This is a genomic window from Clostridium beijerinckii (assembly GCF_018223745.1).
In the GTDB taxonomy this organism is placed as follows: Bacteria; Bacillota; Clostridia; order Clostridiales; family Clostridiaceae; genus Clostridium; species Clostridium beijerinckii.
Map to the genome: position 1 here is coordinate 4,204,681 of NZ_CP073653.1, position 19,120 is coordinate 4,223,800.

The 19,120-nt window shown below is 30.5% G+C and carries 19 protein-coding genes and 1 riboswitch; of the genes, 6 read left to right on the forward strand and 13 right to left on the reverse strand.

The features are described 5' to 3' along the window. Positions 1-219: 219 nt before the first annotated feature. The 4 genes from KEC93_RS19080 to KEC93_RS19095 are packed head-to-tail and all read left to right on the forward strand — an operon-like array spanning position 220 to position 2,520. Positions 220-1,185 carry a DUF4097 family beta strand repeat-containing protein gene (locus KEC93_RS19080; protein ID WP_077868235.1) on the forward strand — a complete coding sequence of 322 codons (966 nt, stop codon included), beginning with the start codon at positions 220-222 and terminating at the stop codon, positions 1,183-1,185. Between the two features lie 4 nt (positions 1,186-1,189). Beyond that, entirely contained in the window at positions 1,190-1,726 is a 537-nt protein-coding gene (locus KEC93_RS19085; RefSeq protein ID WP_077868234.1) for an RNA polymerase sigma factor, read from the forward strand. Further along, complete coding sequence (locus tag KEC93_RS19090; RefSeq protein ID WP_017212004.1) at positions 1,707-2,012, forward strand: hypothetical protein; 306 nt, start codon at positions 1,707-1,709, stop codon at positions 2,010-2,012. The genes KEC93_RS19085 and KEC93_RS19090 overlap by 20 nt, the downstream gene beginning before the upstream one ends. Before the next feature lie 4 nt (positions 2,013-2,016). Next, on the forward strand, positions 2,017-2,520 hold the full coding sequence (locus tag KEC93_RS19095; protein ID WP_077868233.1) for a hypothetical protein: 504 nt from the start codon (positions 2,017-2,019) through the stop codon (positions 2,518-2,520). A gap of 216 nt (positions 2,521-2,736) precedes the next feature. Here KEC93_RS19095 and KEC93_RS19100 read toward each other — a convergent pair whose 3' ends face one another. The 12 genes from KEC93_RS19100 to KEC93_RS19155 all read right to left on the reverse strand — a co-directional run bounded on the left by KEC93_RS19100 (position 2,737) and on the right by KEC93_RS19155 (position 14,216). Then, positions 2,737-3,168 carry an MOSC domain-containing protein gene (locus KEC93_RS19100; RefSeq protein WP_077868263.1) on the reverse strand — a complete coding sequence of 144 codons (432 nt, stop codon included), beginning with the start codon at positions 3,166-3,168 and terminating at the stop codon, positions 2,737-2,739. An 8-nt stretch (positions 3,169-3,176) separates the two neighbouring features. Further along, positions 3,177-3,647: a cyclic pyranopterin monophosphate synthase MoaC gene (moaC, locus tag KEC93_RS19105; RefSeq protein WP_017212001.1), complete on the reverse strand. Its 471-nt coding sequence runs from the start codon at positions 3,645-3,647 to the stop codon at positions 3,177-3,179. A 4-nt stretch (positions 3,648-3,651) separates the two neighbouring features. Beyond that, the gene (gene moaA / locus KEC93_RS19110; protein WP_077868232.1) at positions 3,652-4,608 is read right to left on the reverse strand and encodes a GTP 3',8-cyclase MoaA; all 957 of its coding nucleotides are present in this window, start codon (positions 4,606-4,608) and stop codon (positions 3,652-3,654) included. Between the two features lie 169 nt (positions 4,609-4,777). Next, positions 4,778-5,389: a molybdenum cofactor guanylyltransferase gene (locus KEC93_RS19115; protein ID WP_077868231.1), complete on the reverse strand. Its 612-nt coding sequence runs from the start codon at positions 5,387-5,389 to the stop codon at positions 4,778-4,780. 4 nt (positions 5,390-5,393) lie between these two features. After that, positions 5,394-5,963: a 4Fe-4S dicluster domain-containing protein gene (locus tag KEC93_RS19120; RefSeq protein WP_077868230.1), complete on the reverse strand. Its 570-nt coding sequence runs from the start codon at positions 5,961-5,963 to the stop codon at positions 5,394-5,396. Further along, on the reverse strand, positions 5,964-7,349 hold the full coding sequence (locus tag KEC93_RS19125) for a [FeFe] hydrogenase, group A (RefSeq protein WP_077868229.1): 1,386 nt from the start codon (positions 7,347-7,349) through the stop codon (positions 5,964-5,966). A 367-nt stretch (positions 7,350-7,716) separates the two neighbouring features. Continuing rightward, the gene (locus KEC93_RS19130) at positions 7,717-8,271 is read right to left on the reverse strand and encodes a 4Fe-4S dicluster domain-containing protein (RefSeq protein ID WP_077868228.1); all 555 of its coding nucleotides are present in this window, start codon (positions 8,269-8,271) and stop codon (positions 7,717-7,719) included. A 423-nt stretch (positions 8,272-8,694) separates the two neighbouring features. After that, positions 8,695-9,486, reverse strand: coding sequence for a formate dehydrogenase accessory sulfurtransferase FdhD (gene fdhD, locus KEC93_RS19135; protein WP_077868227.1), 792 nt, complete (start codon positions 9,484-9,486; stop codon positions 8,695-8,697). Further along, complete coding sequence (mobB, locus tag KEC93_RS19140) at positions 9,464-10,042, reverse strand: molybdopterin-guanine dinucleotide biosynthesis protein B (protein WP_077868226.1); 579 nt, start codon at positions 10,040-10,042, stop codon at positions 9,464-9,466. The genes fdhD and mobB overlap by 23 nt, the downstream gene beginning before the upstream one ends. After that, complete coding sequence (locus KEC93_RS19145) at positions 10,020-11,231, reverse strand: molybdopterin molybdotransferase MoeA (protein ID WP_077868225.1); 1,212 nt, start codon at positions 11,229-11,231, stop codon at positions 10,020-10,022. The genes mobB and KEC93_RS19145 overlap by 23 nt, the downstream gene beginning before the upstream one ends. A gap of 219 nt (positions 11,232-11,450) precedes the next feature. Beyond that, positions 11,451-13,592 (reverse strand): formate dehydrogenase subunit alpha, encoded by a 2,142-nt coding sequence (gene fdhF, locus KEC93_RS19150; protein ID WP_077868224.1) that lies wholly within the window; start codon positions 13,590-13,592, stop codon positions 11,451-11,453. A gap of 273 nt (positions 13,593-13,865) precedes the next feature. After that, on the reverse strand, positions 13,866-14,216 hold the full coding sequence (locus KEC93_RS19155; protein ID WP_023975240.1) for a Na-translocating system protein MpsC family protein: 351 nt from the start codon (positions 14,214-14,216) through the stop codon (positions 13,866-13,868). A 276-nt stretch (positions 14,217-14,492) separates the two neighbouring features. On the opposite strand from KEC93_RS19155, the gene KEC93_RS19160 reads away from it, so the two are divergent. Next, on the forward strand, positions 14,493-14,981 hold the full coding sequence (locus tag KEC93_RS19160) for a MogA/MoaB family molybdenum cofactor biosynthesis protein (protein WP_012059968.1): 489 nt from the start codon (positions 14,493-14,495) through the stop codon (positions 14,979-14,981). 179 nt (positions 14,982-15,160) lie between these two features. Here the strand turns inward: KEC93_RS19160 and KEC93_RS19165 are convergent, their stop codons facing one another. Beyond that, positions 15,161-16,852, reverse strand: coding sequence for a methyl-accepting chemotaxis protein (locus KEC93_RS19165; RefSeq protein WP_039773737.1), 1,692 nt, complete (start codon positions 16,850-16,852; stop codon positions 15,161-15,163). Positions 16,853-16,936: 84 nt separating this feature from the next. Then, a riboswitch (cyclic di-GMP riboswitch) is annotated at positions 16,937-17,020 on the reverse strand. A 530-nt stretch (positions 17,021-17,550) separates the two neighbouring features. Between KEC93_RS19165 and KEC93_RS26595 the strand changes: the two genes are divergently transcribed. Then, on the forward strand, positions 17,551-18,996 hold the full coding sequence (locus KEC93_RS26595) for a hypothetical protein (protein ID WP_077868223.1): 1,446 nt from the start codon (positions 17,551-17,553) through the stop codon (positions 18,994-18,996). Positions 18,997-19,120: the final 124 nt, after the last annotated feature.

Below are 19,120 nucleotides of genomic sequence, written 5' to 3' on the forward strand. Positions count from 1 at the left end.
TTTTAATTTTTCATACAAAGTCATTATTTCATTAGATTACAAGCTTTTAACAATTTCGTTCATAATAATTTTCCCCATGCGCATCTCTGATATATACTCTATATAGGTATTGGCAAAGGTGTATTCTATATATATTTAATTTTTTTTATTTTAAACGTGGGATTATATATATCTCTTACGTCTAAATATATGAAAATAAAATTCATGGAGGATTTTTATATGCGAAAAATAGGTACAACAACTTCTGCTATCTGTTTTATACTTTTAGGCATTTGGATTATGATTAATTCTAACAATCCAGATTTAGGAAGAAAACTCATAAAATTTTGGCCAATAATTATTATCTTAATAGGCATAGAAATTTTGTATTACACTTTAGTCAAAAAAGAAAATGAAAGAATACGAATAAGTGGTCTCGTTTTTCTTATAATAATAGTTTTCTTTTTCACAAATATATCTATAGACATTTATAATAATATAAAACAAAGTAATTCTTCCTTTAATTTAGATACAAATTTCTTTGATAATATCTTTACAAGTAAAAACTTACAATCTATTGATAAAAAAATCACTTTAGATCCTATTGGTAGTAACCTAAATTTTGAAACAGTAAATGGTAAACTGAATATAGAAAAAGCAACTGACAATAAAATAACTATAGATACTGAATTATATGTAAAGCAAGATAATGCTTCAAAGGATTATGAATTGAATCCAATAACTGATTCAAATGGTTACACACTAAAAATTGTGGATGATGATATAGACTCAATTAAAGCCACTATCTATTTACCTGAAGGATATGATGTTTCTATAAAGGGGACTAACCTTAATGTAGATAGTAATAGTGATATAAGACTTGATGCTCTAAATATAAATGCATCTAATGGAAAATTTGATTTACAAGGTGACATTCCTAATTCGTCTCTAAAGTTAGAAAATGGTAAAATAGATTTAAACAATAATTTATGTAAAAATATTGATATTTCTATGAATAATGGTTCAATCTCTTTAGACTCAAAAGACAAAAACTTATCAATCAATACAGATATAAACCATGGTACATGCAAAATAAATGATGAAAAAAGAGTCAACTCTGGAATTTCTAAAAATATCGGTACTGGTGAGGGCGTAGTTAAAGCTAAATTAAATAATGGAATCATTAAAATAAATAGTGGAGAGTGAAGAAATGGAGGAGCAAGAATTCGTTGAAAAAATGAAAACCAAAGATGAAAATGCTTTTATTTACATGGTAGACATTTATAAAAAAAGAATTCTCTCCTTATGCTATTCCTATACCTCTGATTATTATGAGGCAGAAGATTTATCTCAAGAGGTTTTTATAAGCGTATTTAATAATATTGATAAATTTAGAGAAGAGAGTTCCTTTTCCACTTATTTATACAAAATTACAACTTCAAAATGTATAGATTATACAAGAAAAAGAAGCATTAAGAATTTTTTAACTGGTCTCTTTATCTTTTCTAAGGAATCTACTCAGGATATAGACGAGCAAAATTTTATACGGCAAAGCATTCAATCTTTGCCACTAAATTTGAAAACCCCGCTTGTACTATATTATTATATCGGATTAACTCAAAAAGAAATTGCAGATATATTAAACTTGCCTTTAAAAACAATTGAAGGGAGAATTTATAGAGCTAAAAACAAATTAAAAAGTATTATTGAAACGGAGGTTCCATTTTATGCAGAACAAAAGAGATAATCTTGATACTATAATTATTAATTCCTTTAAAAATATAACTGTATCTGATGACTATAATAAAAAACTAATGCAAAAACTTCATAAAAAGCAGCTTCCTGGTTCTAAAAGAAATGATCTAATCCCTTCCTACGCTTTAATTGCTGCGGGTTTATTTATTATATTTCTTAGTATTACTAGTCTTCAGGTACACATTACAAACTTTGAATCACGTTTTTTTGACAAAGCTGTAGTTACTGAAATTAATCAACATTCTATTATTAATTTTATAAAACAATTAGGAGAGTGAAAATATGGACAATAGAAATAGTTTTCTCACTTTTATAACTGCCTGCATTCCTGGCGTTGGATATATGTATCATGGACTAATCAAAAAGGGAGTCCAAGTTTTATTCTTATATATGCTTATTGGACCTATTTTGTCTTTTATAGGACTTGGCTTCTTATCTCATTTAATTAAAATTTGCATATGGTTTTATACTTTTTTTGATACATTTGCTGTTTCAAACAAAATTAAACGTGGAGAATATGTTCCTGATTCTGAATTTATTTTTAAGAATTACGTTAACACAGAAAATTCTTACAGCGTAACTCCTACATGGAACGGAAGAATTAACAGACAAGGTTGGGTAATATTGGGTTCCTTTTTAATTATTCTTGGAATCTTATCTATCTTAAATCAAGTTTTTATAGATAGCGATATTTATAAATATATCCGATCTTATGCTTCGCAATATTTTATTCCTATAATATTTATTGTCATAGGTATTTTTACTTTATTTAAGAAAAGAGACTAAAAATTGAATACCCTTACTCATAAAAACCCACTACCATCTGTAGGACGCTATTCAAGTCCATTACAAATGGTAGTGGGTTTTAATGTGGATACAAGGGATATTAACTCCTTGTCCGCAAAATTCAAAATAACGATCTCCTTAGGCAAATGGATTTGCTTTAGCTTTTCTCAATATTCTTGAATAAATTCCTTTGCTCTTTTATCTGATGCCTAGCCACTATAAAATTTCTATAGAATCTCCTTCTCTAATAACTCCGCCTTTTATTATTCTTGTGAAAATTCCTTCTGTTGGCATAATACACGTGCCAACTTGATTTTTTATAGCGCAGCCTTTATGGCATTCTTTTCCTATCTGTGTCACTTCTTGAATTGTTTCTCCTATTTTTAATCTTGTCCCAACAGGCAATTCATGAAGAACAATACCTTCAGTTGTTATATTCTCTGCAAATTTTCCAGCATCTAAGTCGCTTATTCCCATCTTAATCATTTTATCTATGCTTTCCTGAGCTAATAAGCTTACCTGTCTATGCCATTTTCCAGCATGAGCATCATCTTTTAAGCCATGCTCTTCTATGAAAATTCCTTCTTTTATAGGGGTTTTTATAACACCTTTTTTTTCACTAATATTTATTGATAATACTTTAGCCATCATTTTATTTAAATCTCCCTTATATATTCTCCACTTTTTCCACCGGTTTTCTTTATTAATCTAACATTTTCTATTACCATATCCTTATCAACAGCCTTGCACATATCATATATAGTAAGGGCTGCAGTTGTTACAGCTGTTAATGCTTCCATTTCAACGCCTGTTTTCCCAACTGTTGAAACTGTTGCTTCAATCTCTATTTCTTCTTCACCTATATTAAAATTTATATCAGATCCTGTTATAAAAATATTATGGCACATAGGGATTAAATCCGAGGTCTTTTTTACGCCCATTATTCCGCCAATTTGAGCAACTGATAAAACATCACCTTTTTTAATAAGGCCATCTTTTATCAAATCTACAGTTTCCTTTTTCATTTTAATTGATCCTCTTGCAATAGCAACTCTCTTTGTCTCATCCTTTTCACTCACATTCACCATATGAGCTCTTCCTTTTTCATTAAAATGAGTAAATTCCATAAAATCAACCTCCAATTGCTGTCATTTCTCTATTAATATAATTTCCGTTCTCTAATTCATGTTCTTTTGGTTTGCTTTTAATAGTATCGGTAATCACTGTCTTTATATCTTTACCATCTCTAAGCAATTTCTTTAAATCCACTTCGGAGTTTGAGTGAAGGCATGACTTTAGTTTTCCATCTGCTGTTAATCTTATTCTATTGCAATTTCCACAAAACTTACATGATATAGGATTAATAAGCCCGACTTTCCCCTTTGCATTTGGAAGTTTATAATATCTTGCTGGAGAAGAAATATCTGTTGATTTTATTTCTATTAATTCTGGCATTTTTTCTAAAACTGTATCATTAGAAATATATTTATTAGATGACCAATGCTTCAAAGTGCCTATTGGCATAAGCTCTATAAATCTTATTTCTATATCTTCATATTTTGTTAAATTTATAAAGTCTTCTATTTCATTTTCATTAAAGTCTTTTATTAAAACTACATTTAATTTAATCGGAGCAAGTCCACTCTTTTTAGCTTCTTCAATACCTTGAAGTACATCCTTGATTTTGCCAACCTTAGTTATCTTTGAATACTTTTCTTCATTCAAAGTATCTAAGCTTATATTAAGTCTATTAAGACCTGCATTTTTTAAATCTTTAGCATAATCCTTTAAGAGAATTCCATTAGTAGTCATAGCTAAATCCTTAACTCCGTCCATTTTACCTATGCCATTAATTAACTTTAAAATATTTTTTCTTACTAAAGGCTCTCCTCCAGTTATCCTAACTTTATCTACACCTAATTCAACAAAGCTTTGAGTAATAGCTTCTATTTCTTCTAAAGTTAGAATCTCTTTATGCCACATCTTATCAATTCCTTTTTCAGGCATACAATATTTGCATCTTAAATTACATAAATCTGTGACTGATATTCTCAAGTAATTTATCTTTCTGCCATACGAATCAAACATAATTTTCCTCCTGCTTATTCTTTCTATTAGGAACATGAAAATAAATAACAACTCCAAAGTTACCATGGCTATTTTTCATCAGACAAGGAGATGAATTGCCATCATAGCGGGCCTATTAGGTCAATTTGCCGACGCAGTATGATGGAAAGTAGACTGGCAAATGGACTTGTTATTTTTTTGATTGTTCCTTATATATTTCTAAATCTTCTTTTGAGTTAAGATTCATAAACATATCAAAAGAATAATCATATTTTTTCAAAACATTTTCTTCAATAAAAAGGGGCTCTATAATATCAATTAATCCCGCTATAGATCTTTTATTAAGTGTTATAAGTTTTTCAATTTTAGGCAATATATCTACAGAATAAAAAGCATTAAAAGGCTCAAACTTACTCTCCCTTTTAGCAACACAAGCATTTGCTTTACTATTTGTAAGCACTTTCTTAATATACTTAATATACTTTAAGTTTACATTAGGCATATCACAAGCTATAAAGTATACATATTTACTCTTACTTTCTTTAAGCCCACCATAGATTCCAGATAGAGGACCAATATCTTTTATTTCATCGCTAATTATTCTTATTCCGTTTTCTGCTGTTTTATACTCTTCTGGCTTATTTGTGACAATAATTATGTCTTCAAATTCTTTACTTAGTTCATGAATTAACTTTTCCATAATTCTCACTTCATTAATTCTTAAAAACTGCTTATCAAAACCCATTCGTGAACTTTTTCCACCTGCAAGTATCACTGCTGTTTTAAAACTTTCCACATTCATACACTTATAATATATTTACTAAATTAGCTGCAGCATTTTTTCTCTTTTCCGAAATGTCTTCATCTATAATTTTAGATTCAACTAATCTTAATGCTTCTGTAGGACATACCTCTACGCAAGCAGGACCATTTTCCCTACCTATACATAAATCACATTTGTTTGCAACTAATCTTTCTTTATGTTCTAGCTTTCCGTCTTTATCACACATTAACCCCTTTTGAATAACTTTCTCTCCATCTTTATGTTCAACTATTATATCAATGGCACCAAAAGGACAAACTATTGCGCAAGATTTGCATCCTATGCAAGTATCTTTATTTATTAACACTACTCCGTCTTTATTTATAATTGAACCATTTGGACATGCATTAGCACACGGAGCATTTTCACAATGTCTACATTGAATTGGAGCACTTACATCTGCAGTTTTAATAACTTTTAAACGAGGATTAAAATTAACCTTATCCTTACTTTGTACAAGTATGTTTTCTTCAGAATGTGCAACAACACATGCAGCTTCACAAGTTCTACATCCTATACACCTTTTTGGATTTGCTATAACAAAATTATTCATTTATATTTCCTCCTTCTTTCTTGAAACAAACTTTGTATGTAGTAGATGATGAGATTTTTCACCAAGAGGTTCTATTAAAAACTCTTCATATAATTTTTTTATAAAAGGATTTTCATGAGATTTTCTTATTTCAAGTTCAGAATCATGTTTATAGATACCTTTTTTTCTACTTACCAAGGCATTTCTTCTATCTATATCCAAGATAAACTTAGGTTGTCCACCACCACTTACACAACCTTCTGGGCAAGTCATAACTTCAATAAAATCAAACTCACACTTTCCTTCTTTTATATCTTCAAGTATTTGAACTACATTTTTCAAACCTGAAACTACTGCTACCTTTAATGTTATCTTTGGCAATTTCACTTCTGCAACCCTAATTCCTTCACTGCCTCGTACAAAATTAAGCTCCAAATTAGGAATAGATTTCTTTGTAAGCATCTCATAGCCGCTTCTAAGTGCTGCTTCCATTACACCGCCAGTTACTCCAAAAATATTACCAGCTCCAGTATAACTTCCAAGTGGTAAATCGAACTCTTCGTCCTTTAAGTTTTTAAAATCTATGCCCTTATCTCTTATAAGCTGAGCAAATTCCCTTGTAGTAATAACTATATCTACATCCTTAAAACCACTATCTTGCATTTCTTCTCTATCGCATTCAAATTGTTTGCAAGTGCATGGCATTATAGCTACATTATATATTTTCTTAGGATTAACCTTATCTACTTTAGCACCATAGGTTTTAAAAATTGTTCCAGCCATTTGTTGTGGCGATTTGCAGCTTGAAAGATGATTTATAAGCTCTGGATAGCTTTGTTCCATAAATTTCACCCATGCAGGACAACAAGAAGTAAACATTGGTAATTTTCCACCTTCTGTTACCCTTTTTATAAGTTCACTGCCTTCTTCCATTATAGTTAAATCCGCACCAAAGTTAGTATCGTAAACCCTGTTAAAACCTAATCTTCGTAATGCTGCTGCCATTTTACCAGCCGTTAAACTACCAGGCTTAAGCCCAAATTCTTCACCTAAAGAAACTCTTACAGCTGGTGCACATTGAACTATAGTAAATAATTCTTCATTATGTAAAGCCTCTTTCACCTTAGCTGCATTTCCTTTGTTAAAAGCTGCAAACACTGGCTCCTTTACACTTTCAAGTAATTCTCTATCTCTTCTTTTCTCTTCTATTGCATGACTGTTTTCTCTATTTTCAAATGCATAAGAATTACATACCTGTATACATTGTCCACAAGAAACACAAACATCATAATCAATCTCTTGAGGTTGTCCCGCTTTACCTTGTATTGCATTTACAGGGCATACTTCAACACATTGCTGACACCCAGTACATAACTCTTTATCAATATTTACAAAACCAATATCCATAAACTAAATTCCTTTCTTTTATAATATATATCAAAAACTTTATATTTCCTTAAATATATATCTACACTAGAAATAAGTGATATGTTGTGTGTAGTGTTTCATTGAAATTTAAAATCACCCATTTAAATTCCAAACTAATTTTTCGACTTATACCTAAAAATATATCTCGCCTAGAAATTGAATACATGTTTGTGAAGTTGGCATTAGAAAATGAACTGCCAATGTCACTTAATGGCTGGTTGTTCCATTTTGGTTTGTCCTAAGCTTGTCTTAGGAGCAAACTGAAATGGATGCAACCTGACATTTAGTGACATTCAGTGAAATTTTCTTAGTCCAACGGAATAAACATGTATTCAATTTCGGTTAGTTATATATTTAAGTTGCTCACCGCTCTTATGTTTCTTATTCTTTTTTCTTCTATGACATCGAATAATTTAAGAGCATCTTTAGGACAGGCTTTTACACAAGCTGGTTCACCTTGTTTCTTACATAAATCACATTTATATGCAACCTTTGTTTCTTTCTCTTCTAGCACTTCTTCAAATAATTCCTTTTGCAAATTTTGCATAACTGCTTTTCCAGCCTTATATTTAGTTCCCATTTCAATAGCTCCAAACGGGCAAGCTACTGCACATGCTTTGCAACCTATACAAATTTCTTCATCAATTATTATTGCATTATCTTCATTTTTAATTGCATTTATAGGACAGACCTTTGCGCAAGGTGCATTTTCACAATGTCTACATTGAACCGGAACTGTAAAGTCCTTCTCTTTAATAACATGTATTCTAGAAATTATTGGTGTTTGTATATTTCCAACAGTGACTGATTCATTATGAGCCTTAAAGCAAGCTATTTCACAAGCCTTACACCCAACGCACTTATTAGCATCTCCCACAATAAAAGAATTGTAATTTTCCATATTAATTTCACTCCTTTGTACGCTCAAGGCACTCCCAAGAAAATAATAGACCACCCAAACGCCGTATGACATAAAATAGCAAACATATTGATCTAATATTCCTGGGGTTTGTACCTAATACTTATAGCTATCCAAATTTAAACATAGACTTATGTAGTATCTTCCCAAAATCATAAATATACCCACAACTTAAATTTCACTTATATTTTGAAATATACACATACCAGAAATGAGAGGTACTCTTTTGTGTAGTGTTACATTAGAGAACAAGTTGCTGGCATTTCTTCTGTAGAAGTTGTTCCATTTTCGCTTGTCCTGAAGCTTGTCTTTAGGAGCATGCAGAAATGGTGCAACTTCTACTGTTAGAAATCCTCAACTTATTCTCAGTAACCGAAACAACTGAGTACCTGTCATTTCGGTGAATTATTTCATAATTCTATATCCATTAGCATATATATTCATTTTATTCCCTCTTACAAATCCAACTAAGGTAATATTTAATCTTTTTGCAAGAGCTACAGAAAGACTTGTAGGCGCTGATTTAGATATAATTATTGGTATCTCTAGCTTTGCCGCCTTTAGTATCATTTCAAGAGAGACTCTTCCGCTAAGTATAACTGCTTTATCCTTAAGGAATATGCCTTTCATAAGTGATTCTCCAATAACCTTGTCCAAGGCATTATGTCTAGCTACATCTTCATATACTACAAGCATTTCATTGCTATCACATAATGCAACGCAGTGAACTCCTCCTGTATTCTTAAAAACATCCGAATAATCTAAATTTGTTCTCATAAATTCGAATATCTTTTCAGTATGCATTTTAGCATCACTTTCAACAGGCTTGCAGTTTAAGGAATCTAAGAAATTATCAATTCCATCAATTGATTGATCCTTTATACTTTCTAAATCAATTTTCTTAGAGAAAAAGCTTTCGCGAGCAGCATCTTTATTTTTAGTCTCAACCTCTGCAATTCCTTTTTCTTCATTTAAATTAAAAGATATTATATCATCACTAGTATTTATTAAACCTTCTGTTCTTAAAAAACCAACTGACAAAGCTTTTAAGTTTTCTGGGCTACATAAAAGTGTAGCTAATTTTTTTCCATTAAGAAAAATTGTTAGTGGGTATTCTCTAACTAGAAGTTCATCTACATCTGCTTTACTAATTCCGTCTTCTATTTTAAAAACTTTACATTCTAATGTTTTTTCCATTATTTCTTTCTCCTTTGCGCACTTTAAAAATAACTTTATCCTCAATAAATTCTGCTATCTTATTCACATCATTGATATCCAATTGTTCTATGTCTAGATTTAGCTTTTCATCAGTAGCTACTGCTAAAAATTTCGTTCTATCCGAACTTTCATTTTCACATAGAAGCTTTGAATCTACTTCTTTTCTATGAACTTCTATTTTAGAGTATCCATTATTTTTATATCCCTCTATAATTACCAAATCCATACCTACAAATAGTTCTAGTATTTCTTCAAGATCTTTTTCTTCCTTTAGCTTTTCTATCATAGCTATTTTTTCTTTTGACGAAATAACCATTTTGTCAGCTCCAGCTTTTACAAACCTATAGCTGTCTTTTCCCTCTTTATCAATTTCAAATTTGTGAGCATCATGTTTTAGTACTCCTATGTTATAGTTTTTTTCTTTTAATATAGGTATTAATGCTTCTATTAATGTTGTCTTCCCTGTTCCAGATTTAGTTGCAACTATAGATATTACTTTAAGTTCACTTAATTTATTTAAAGATGAATTTTCCACTTAAAACTTCTCCTGCCTTTTTATATCCAATTCCTGCTGGCATTATTATTATTCCATTTGCCTTGCTCATAGTAATTAACTGGTTAGAACTTTGAGATCCAGCCTTATATGCATATAACTTTCCGTTCTCAGCTTTTATCTTTACATATATGTACTTACTTCTGCCTTCTTTTTCTTTAAAGTCTTCAGCTAATATAACTGGGAAAGTATTATCACTCTCCATGTTTTTACCAAGCATTTTTTCACAAGCTGGCTTTACGAATTCTTCAAAGGTAGTTATTGCAGATAATGGATTGCCTGGTAAGCTAAAAAATAGTTTTTTATCAATGACTGCAAAGCTTATTGGCTTCCCTGGCTTTATAGCTACAGATTGAAATTTTATATCAGCATTTATTTCATTCAATACTTGTTCTACAAAATCAAAATCACCAACAGAAGCACCACCCGAAGTTATAACTATATCTGATTTTTCTAATGCTTCTTTAACTTTACTTTTTAAAGTATCTTTTTTATCTTCAACAATTCCTAGGCATAAAGCTTCTAATCCTAAATTCTGAATTAATGCTTTTAGTGAATATTCATTGCTATTTCTTATTTGTCCAAACTTAGGAGTTTCATTTATATCCACAAGTTCATCCCCTGTTGTAAGTATTGCTACTACTGGATCTCTATGAACCTTAATTTTGCTATAACCTAAAGAAGCTAAAACTCCAATTTCAGTTGGCCTAATGAGTGTTCCTTTCCTTAAAGCAATATCTCCTACTTTAATTTCTTCACCAAGTTTTATTACATTGCACCCATTTTTAACTTTCTCAGAAATATAAAGAGTATCTTCACGAACTTCTACTTTCTCAATTTGTATTACTGCATTTGCACCTTTAGGCACTGGTGCTCCTGTCATTATCTTCATTGCTTGCCCGTTTTTTAATTCTTTATCACTAAACTCTCCAGCTTTTATAAGATCAACTATCTCAAGCTCTATTGAAACTCCATCTTCATATAAATCAGTATCCTCACTTTTTATGGCATATCCATCCATTGCTGATTTATCAAATGGTGGAAGATTATCTCTAGAATATATATCTTCTGCTAATGCCTTATTTAAACAAGATAAAATATCCTTCTCTTCACATTCTAAGGCCTTAGATTCTTCCGAAATTATTCTTAAAGCTTCTTCTACACTAATCATTGCTGTTTCCTCCCTATAATGTTCACCTGATTGGCCCTATTTGGTAAACATATCTCATCATATGAAGTAAAATATACAAGCATACTTATCTATTTTTTTGCTTGTGCCTTATCATTTTCTTTTAAATTCCTAATATATATATTGCAAAAATAATTCTTCAGCATAATTTTAAAAATATTAAAAGAATTTTAGCTGTAATTGTGAATTGCAACATATATACTATTTTTCAGATGTTATTCTCATTTTCTTTCTTATGTTTTCATATTCAGTTATTATATATTCCTCAGCTGATTTTTGATCTTCGATTCTTTCAACCTTAATTGCACAATATTTAAATTCAGGAGTTTTTGAAATAGGATCAAGACTATCATTAGTTAACTCATTACATGCACCAATCCACCATTGATATGTCATAAAAGTTGAACCCTTTTTAACTCTTTCAGTAATAAGTGCTCTTGATAGTACACTTCCTCTTCTAGATGTTATTCTTACAAGTTCTTGATCTTTTATATTTAACTCCTGTGCATCTTCAATACTCATTTGTATAAATCCTGGTTCATCTGCAAGCTTTTGAAGGGCACGGCAATTTCCTGTCATTGTTCTTACTGAATAATGTCCAACTTCCCTTACAGTTGATAAACTTAAAGGATATTCTTCATCTGTTAATTCAACTGGTGGTCTCCATTCACAAGCGAATAACCTTCCTTTACCGCTAGGAGTCGTAAATTTATTTCCTTCATATAAATAAGGAGTTCCTTTGTGATCTTCTGTAGGACAAGGCCATCTAACAATTCCTTGTTCTTCAATCTTTTTGTAGCTTGCTCCTGCAAACTTAGGACATAGGCTTCTCATTTCATCCCATATTTCTTCTGTATTTTTATAATTCATTGGGTAACCCATAGCTGTTGCTACTGCACTTATTATTTCCCAATCAGTTTTTACATCCCCTAAAGGTTCCACTGCTTTTCTTATCCTTTGGAAGCCTCTATCTGCTGAACTATAAACTCCATCGTGTTCTCCCCAAGAAGTTGAAGGTAAGATAACATCTGCATGAAGAGCTGTTTTATTCATAAATATATCTTGCACCACTATAAATTCAATTTTATCTAAAGCTTCTCTAAGCTCTGCTGCATTTGGATCACTTTGAACTGGATCTTCTCCAAATATATAGTAGGCTTTTATTTTATCTTCCTTAAGAACTAATTCAGGCACTTGAGTTAAAAAGTATCCATTTTTGTCTGAAAGTTTAACACCCCAAGCCTTTTCAAATTTTTCTTGTACTTTCTTATCTGTTACAAGCTGATATCCTGGATAATTATTAGGGATTGTCCCCATGTCACAAGTTCCTTGTACATTATTTTGTCCACGAACTGGTCCGATTCCTACGCTCGGTCTTGCAAAGTTTCCTGTTAAAAGGGCAATAGATGCGAGACCCCTTACTACATCAACAGCTTGTGAGAATTGACAAACACCCATACCATATAATATTGTGGCATTTCTACCCTTTGCATATGTTCTCATTGCTTTTCTTATATAGTCAGCTTTTACACCTGTTATTTTTTCAGCATATTCTGGAGTATATTTTTCTACTTCTGCTTTATACTTTTCAAAATCCTCAGTGTATTTTTCTACATAATCATGATCATATAAATCTTCATTTATTAGCACATTTCCAAAGGCATTTACTAGAGCCATATTAGTTCCACCCTTTAGTTGAAGCCATAAATCAGACAATCTTACAACATCTGTTTTTCTAGGATCTGTCACAATTACTTTTGCACCCTTTTCTTTAGCCTTAACTATTCTTCTTGCTACTATAGGATGAGTTTCTGCTGGATTATATCCAAATACAAATAAAACGTCTGAATCTTCAATTTCTGGAATCGAATTTGACATAGCGCCATCACCTAGTGAATAAGTAAGTCCTGCAACCGATGGTCCATGGCATACTCTAGCACAATGATCTATATTGTTAGTTCCAATAACTGCTCTCATAAATTTTTGCATTACATAGTTTGGTTCATTTCCTGGACCTCTAGCTGAGCCTGTCCCCATAATTGCATCAGGTCCATATTTAGCTTTTATCTTCATAAGGTTTTCCGCTGTAAATTTAATAGCTTCATCCCATGAAACTTCCTCTAATTCTCCATTTTTTCTTATCATAGGCTTTTTAATTCTAGAAGTTAATATTTGAGGATCATTTAAGAAATCCCAGCCATAATATCCTTTTAAACATAATTTTCCTTCATTATTATCACCATTTGCAGGTTCCGCTCTTACAATCTTTCCATCATTAACTACAAGATATAAATTGCACCCACTTCCACAATAAGGACACACCGTTAACACTTTCTTTTCCATATTCTAATACACTCCTTTTTAGGCATAATCAAAAAATAATAAATCATCATATGCCTTAATTATTCAATCACTAAATCAAATATTATCTAAAAAAAACAAAAAACCAGTACAAAGACTGTTTGTTTCAACGGTCCTTAGTACTGGTTTATTTAAAAGCTAAAACATAAACTCGGCACTATCAAAAAATAACAAGTAAGTATACTAGCATATTTTCTTTCTAGTGCCTAATATTTTTCTTTTCAATCCAACCTTAATTTATTAACTTTTCTAATTTTAATCTATTAATTTTATTGTTATAACAACTGTTCTATTATCGTTTTCTATATTACAAATTTTCCAGCTATAAGTAAAGTCTTTTTTTAATATATCTTTCACTTCCTGAAGGAAATTTTTTTCAAGATGGGGCTTCATTATCTTCCAATAATCTGCTACCATATTGACAGCACCTTCATTAACCAAAATTTCACTAAGATTTGAAAGTATCCCTTTTATCTCTAAAGTTATTGTGTCAAGGGAATCAACCTTCACTTTAACATATTCTGGCCCTCTACCTCTATAATGCTTTATAATTTTAACTGTAACTTTTTTAATTTGTTCTTGCAATTCAAGATTTATAGCACTCATTTTCTATTTAAATCTCCTATTTTATTAACAAAATCCAGTTCTATAAATTTTACCTTGTCATAATATTTTAGTCAACTCTGAATGTTGATTGAATTTTTTATTTAAAGCTTTATTTCGACATATTTCTAACTAATCATCGTTTATTTTAAGTCTTTCATTTTTTCTTCAATGAGCTTATAATTGATATTATTAATTTAATCTATAACTAAACTATAGTATAATATTTAAATTCAAATGTTTATTAATATAAATTTTCCCGCAGGAGGTAAATATAAAATGATAAGTACAGCTATATTAACTATAAGTGATAAAGGCTACAACAATCAACGAGAAGATCTAACTGGTCCAGCTATAAAAGATATTCTACCAAGTGATAAGTTTTCTGTAGATTATTATAAAATAATCCCTGATGAAGTTGAAATGATAAAAGAAGAACTAATATATCTTTGCGATTCCTTAGGTATTAATATGATCTTAACAAATGGTGGAACAGGTTTTTCAAAGAGAGATGTTACTCCAGAAGCCACAACAAGTGTTATCGAAAAATTAGTGCCTGGTATCCCTGAAGCAATGAGAAGTGCTTCACTAAAAATAACTCCTAAAGCTATGCTTTCAAGAGCTGTTAGCGGAATTAGGAAAAGTACCTTAATAGTAAATTTACCTGGAAGTCCAAAAGGCGCTGTAGAAAATCTAGAAGTTATACTGCCAGCCCTTCCTCATGGAATTGATATTCTAACAGGTGAAGCTTCTGAATGCAGTAGATAATATTGAATTTAGATTTATACGATAATCCACCGAAAGTAGAAACATTCTTATTTCGCAGGACTATGAAAATTTTGCTGAAAGTGATAACTTGCACAACAGTGTAATAGCAAAACTATGTTATAAAATAAAACACCCATGAAAATCCTAATTTCAGATTTTTGTGGGTGTTGTCATATTTTTTAAATTTTAAATTTAAATACCTCTTGTTTTAGTTTTTCCGAACTTGTTTTAGATTTTAATGCCTCTTCCAATACATCATTAGATTGAGTAGTTATATTTCCGACTTTATTTGCTATATCTGAAACTCCCCTTGCACCTTCATTAGATGCATCTGCTACATTTTCTATGGTTTCTAGTATATTTTCTACAGATAATAAAAGTTCTTTCGAAGTTATACCTAACTCAGAGGAAAATTCTTTATAATATAACGCATCATTATTATATTCATGACTTGCATTAACTAAAGTTTCGTAATCTTTTAATATTCTGTTTTCCATGAAACTAAGCATATTATTAGAATTATTAGTTAAATCTTCAACCGAAGATAATATAATTGACGTTGTATTTTGCATCTTATTTATAGTTTCATTAGATTGTTCTGCCAGCCTTCTTATTTCTTCTGCTACTACGCTAAATCCTTTGCCAGCTTCTCCAGCTCTTGCTGCCTCTATTGCTGCATTAAGTGCAAGTAAGTTAATTTGTGAAGTTATTTGAAGTATAGATTCCGATAATACATTTATTTTCTCCACAGCTTTAGCTTTTTCAACGGATTGCTTCAATTTAATACCTGTTTCTTTAAACACTTTTTCAGTTTCCTTTTGATTATTTTTTGAAGTTCCCATAATATTTTTAGCTTTTTCACTTACTTGATTTGATTTCTCTTCAATGTATTGTGATTTTTCAGCTATAGAATTAACTATAATTCCTATTTCCTTTGAAGTTCTTGACATCTCTTCTGCAGATACTGCACTCTCTTCTATACTCGCTGAAATTTCTTCTGTAATTGCTGAAACTTCTTCAACATCATTATTTAGATGCTTCACTTTATCATTTACTGTATCATTAACAGTATTCATATCTTTAGATACAATTGCTACATCGTTTATCAGAGCTTTTAAAGAATTCTGAACCTTATCTATTGATATAGCTATATCCTCAATCTCATCCTTTGTTCTTATATTTATATTACTAGTTAAATCACCATCACTCATTTTACCTAAGACACTTTGTATTTTTACAATATTATTACTTAATTTCTTAGAGTATAAATAAATCATAACAAAAGCTAAAATACTCACAATAACTATTGTTAGAATTGTTGCATTTAGCAATGCACTTCTCATACCTTCAAACATGCTTGAGTCTACATCTACACCAGCAATAGCTATAATCTTTCCTTCTGAATTTTTAATTGGTGCATAAGCAGAAATAAAAGTACCATACTCATCTGTAAACGATTCATTTGTTACTATAACTTTATCATTAAAAGCTTCTTTCATCACGCTATCCATAGTATAGTCTTCTAAAAATTCAGATGCATCAACTGAAACATCTACTAAAAACTTAGCTTGTGTCCCTTGAACTCTTTCAAGTGTATAAAAATTCCTTGCAACACTTTTTGATTTAGCCAAACTCATTGATTTCAATACATCTTGATATTCTACACTGTCATCCGATTGCTCTTTTATAAGCTTTTCAAGCTTGTCTCTATCAATAGAAACAGTTAAATCTGAAATACATTGAGTAACTGTTTGCCTAAGTTCCTTTTTAAATTTTTCAAACATAATCAGATTTACTGAAACTAATATTATAGCTATAGATGATAAAATAACCAACATCATTCCTAATATTTTCTTCCCAAATTTACTCATACTCCACCCCTAAAAATATTGTTCTTTATATAATTTTTATAAATAATAAAGGCCAATTTAAACTAATCAAAAAAGAACTTATTAGTTTAAATTGGTCGACTGCACAGATAGCTCGAAATTCTTAAAATATCCACATAAAAAGAATTCTTCATAGCTCTCAATTACTATATTTCATTAATAATTGTCATTTTTTTAATATATATGTCATGTTATCATATAGATATTAAAAAATCAATAATTTAAATATATTGGTTAGCTGTCCAAATATTTAAATTTCCAAAAAATAGTTTAAACGTATTCTAAAGCTCATAATTTTTAACTGAACATCTTCAAAATACAAAAATAAACTAACGAAAATCCAAATTGTAGTTTCCATTGGTTTCATGATGGAGGCGAAATGCTACCTTTAAAATCCAACACTGAATTTAATCTCATTTTGATCCTCAATATATTACATATTAATGCCTTTGTTTATAAAATTAACTTTTCTTTATTTCACTACAATAATCGCATTTCAATTTGAATTGGCCATTACTTATATCCTTGCATTTCATAACTTTTTTTATTTCTGCACTGGCATTGTATCTAATTTTATTTGGTCAGTTACAATCCTGTCTGTTATGGCACCCACTTTAAACATTCAGCATATAATAATAAATAACAAATGAAAAGAATCAAAGAAAAAAGGGAGTAGCAAAATGCATAAAGATTATAATTATTGTAATTGTGATAAGAACAATGAAAAAAAAGTTAAGGAATTCATTAATTCATTAGAGCATCAAGGTTGTATAGTTCAAGAAGGAGAATTAAAATATGTAGATATTTTAAAATATTGCAGCGAAGGTTTAGTCAATACTGCTTTGGGAAATAATGCAGGTGCTCCATATGCTCTTGCTCTAATCCCACCTTCTCCTAATCAAGAGTCTTCTATAGAATTTATAGAAGAAGGAGTTTCCTACAAATTACGTCCTGATGAGGCTATTGTTTTAATCGGAAAAACACCACCTAAAGCATATTACTACAGTTTCAGAAGTTTTCTTTTCTTTGCCAAAAACAAAATAGGAAAAGATTATAGTGATAATACTACTGTAGGTAATAATCAAACCGGAAAATACCATATAATATTTGGCAGCCTAGGTGATACTATTAATAACTATAATATTAACACTGAAAATACACCTGATGGAACACTAGGATATCCCTATGATAGTTCTACAATTATTATTACAACTGCTGACCAATATATTAACCACCAAGTGCGGAAGGCTTTAATTAATTCTGGATTTAGTTCCGATATCATGAATAATGATAATATACCAGAGGGTCTTGTCAACTTAGGACTTGAAAGAGGTAAGGATACCTTTGCAATACTCATGAGAGCATCAATATGGGAAAATAGAGACATTGGACAAGAGTATTTAGATAATTTGGACAAATACTGGCATGTACTTCGAATTACACCTAAAAAGCCAATTAAAAACAACCATTCTTGGCCAGTACCTACACTTAAAATCCGTGAAACATGCAAAACAGAATTTAATCTACTACCACATGCTAGAGATGATTTAAATTATTTAAGGTATAAGATTCTTGAAAAATATTATAGTAATGACTATGAAGCTATAGATCTTAAAACTAATATTTGGGTTATGGAAAGCTTTGAAGGAATTCTAATGGATGTGAATGTACTAGGCGAAAGTAGAGATGCCTTGTACCTCCGAACAAACAATTTCGAATTAACATCTGATGATGATTTTGTAATCACCTACGGAGTTAATCACACCCAAACTGGAAAAGCAGTTTACTATAATTCTAGTTTCTATGGTGCTAAAAAACTTAACGGTGTTAGTGTTATTTACTCGCCTGATTGTGAAGGATCAGCAAATGAATTTTTTCCTAAAGATTGCGAAGTATCAAATAATTATTATGTGTATAAAATGGCCAGAAAAGGTTGTGGCGATTGTGTAGCTATTATCCCTTATAGTACAGGAAATCCAAAAGGGGCATGCTACGGAGTTAATAACTATCAAGAAGCATTTATAGCCTTTAGACTATATTTAAATCAAGAAACATTAGTTGGTCCAGCACCTTATGATGTCATTTGGGATCAGGCTATTTTATTTAAGAAAAAGAATCAATATTAAATAGTAATATAAAAGTTAGAAATGTATATTAATTTGCATTTCTAATTTTTTAGTTGAACTGCCTCCGATTTCGTGCAAAATGGAGGGCAATTTTAATTTACTCTTAATCATTTCATCAATTTAT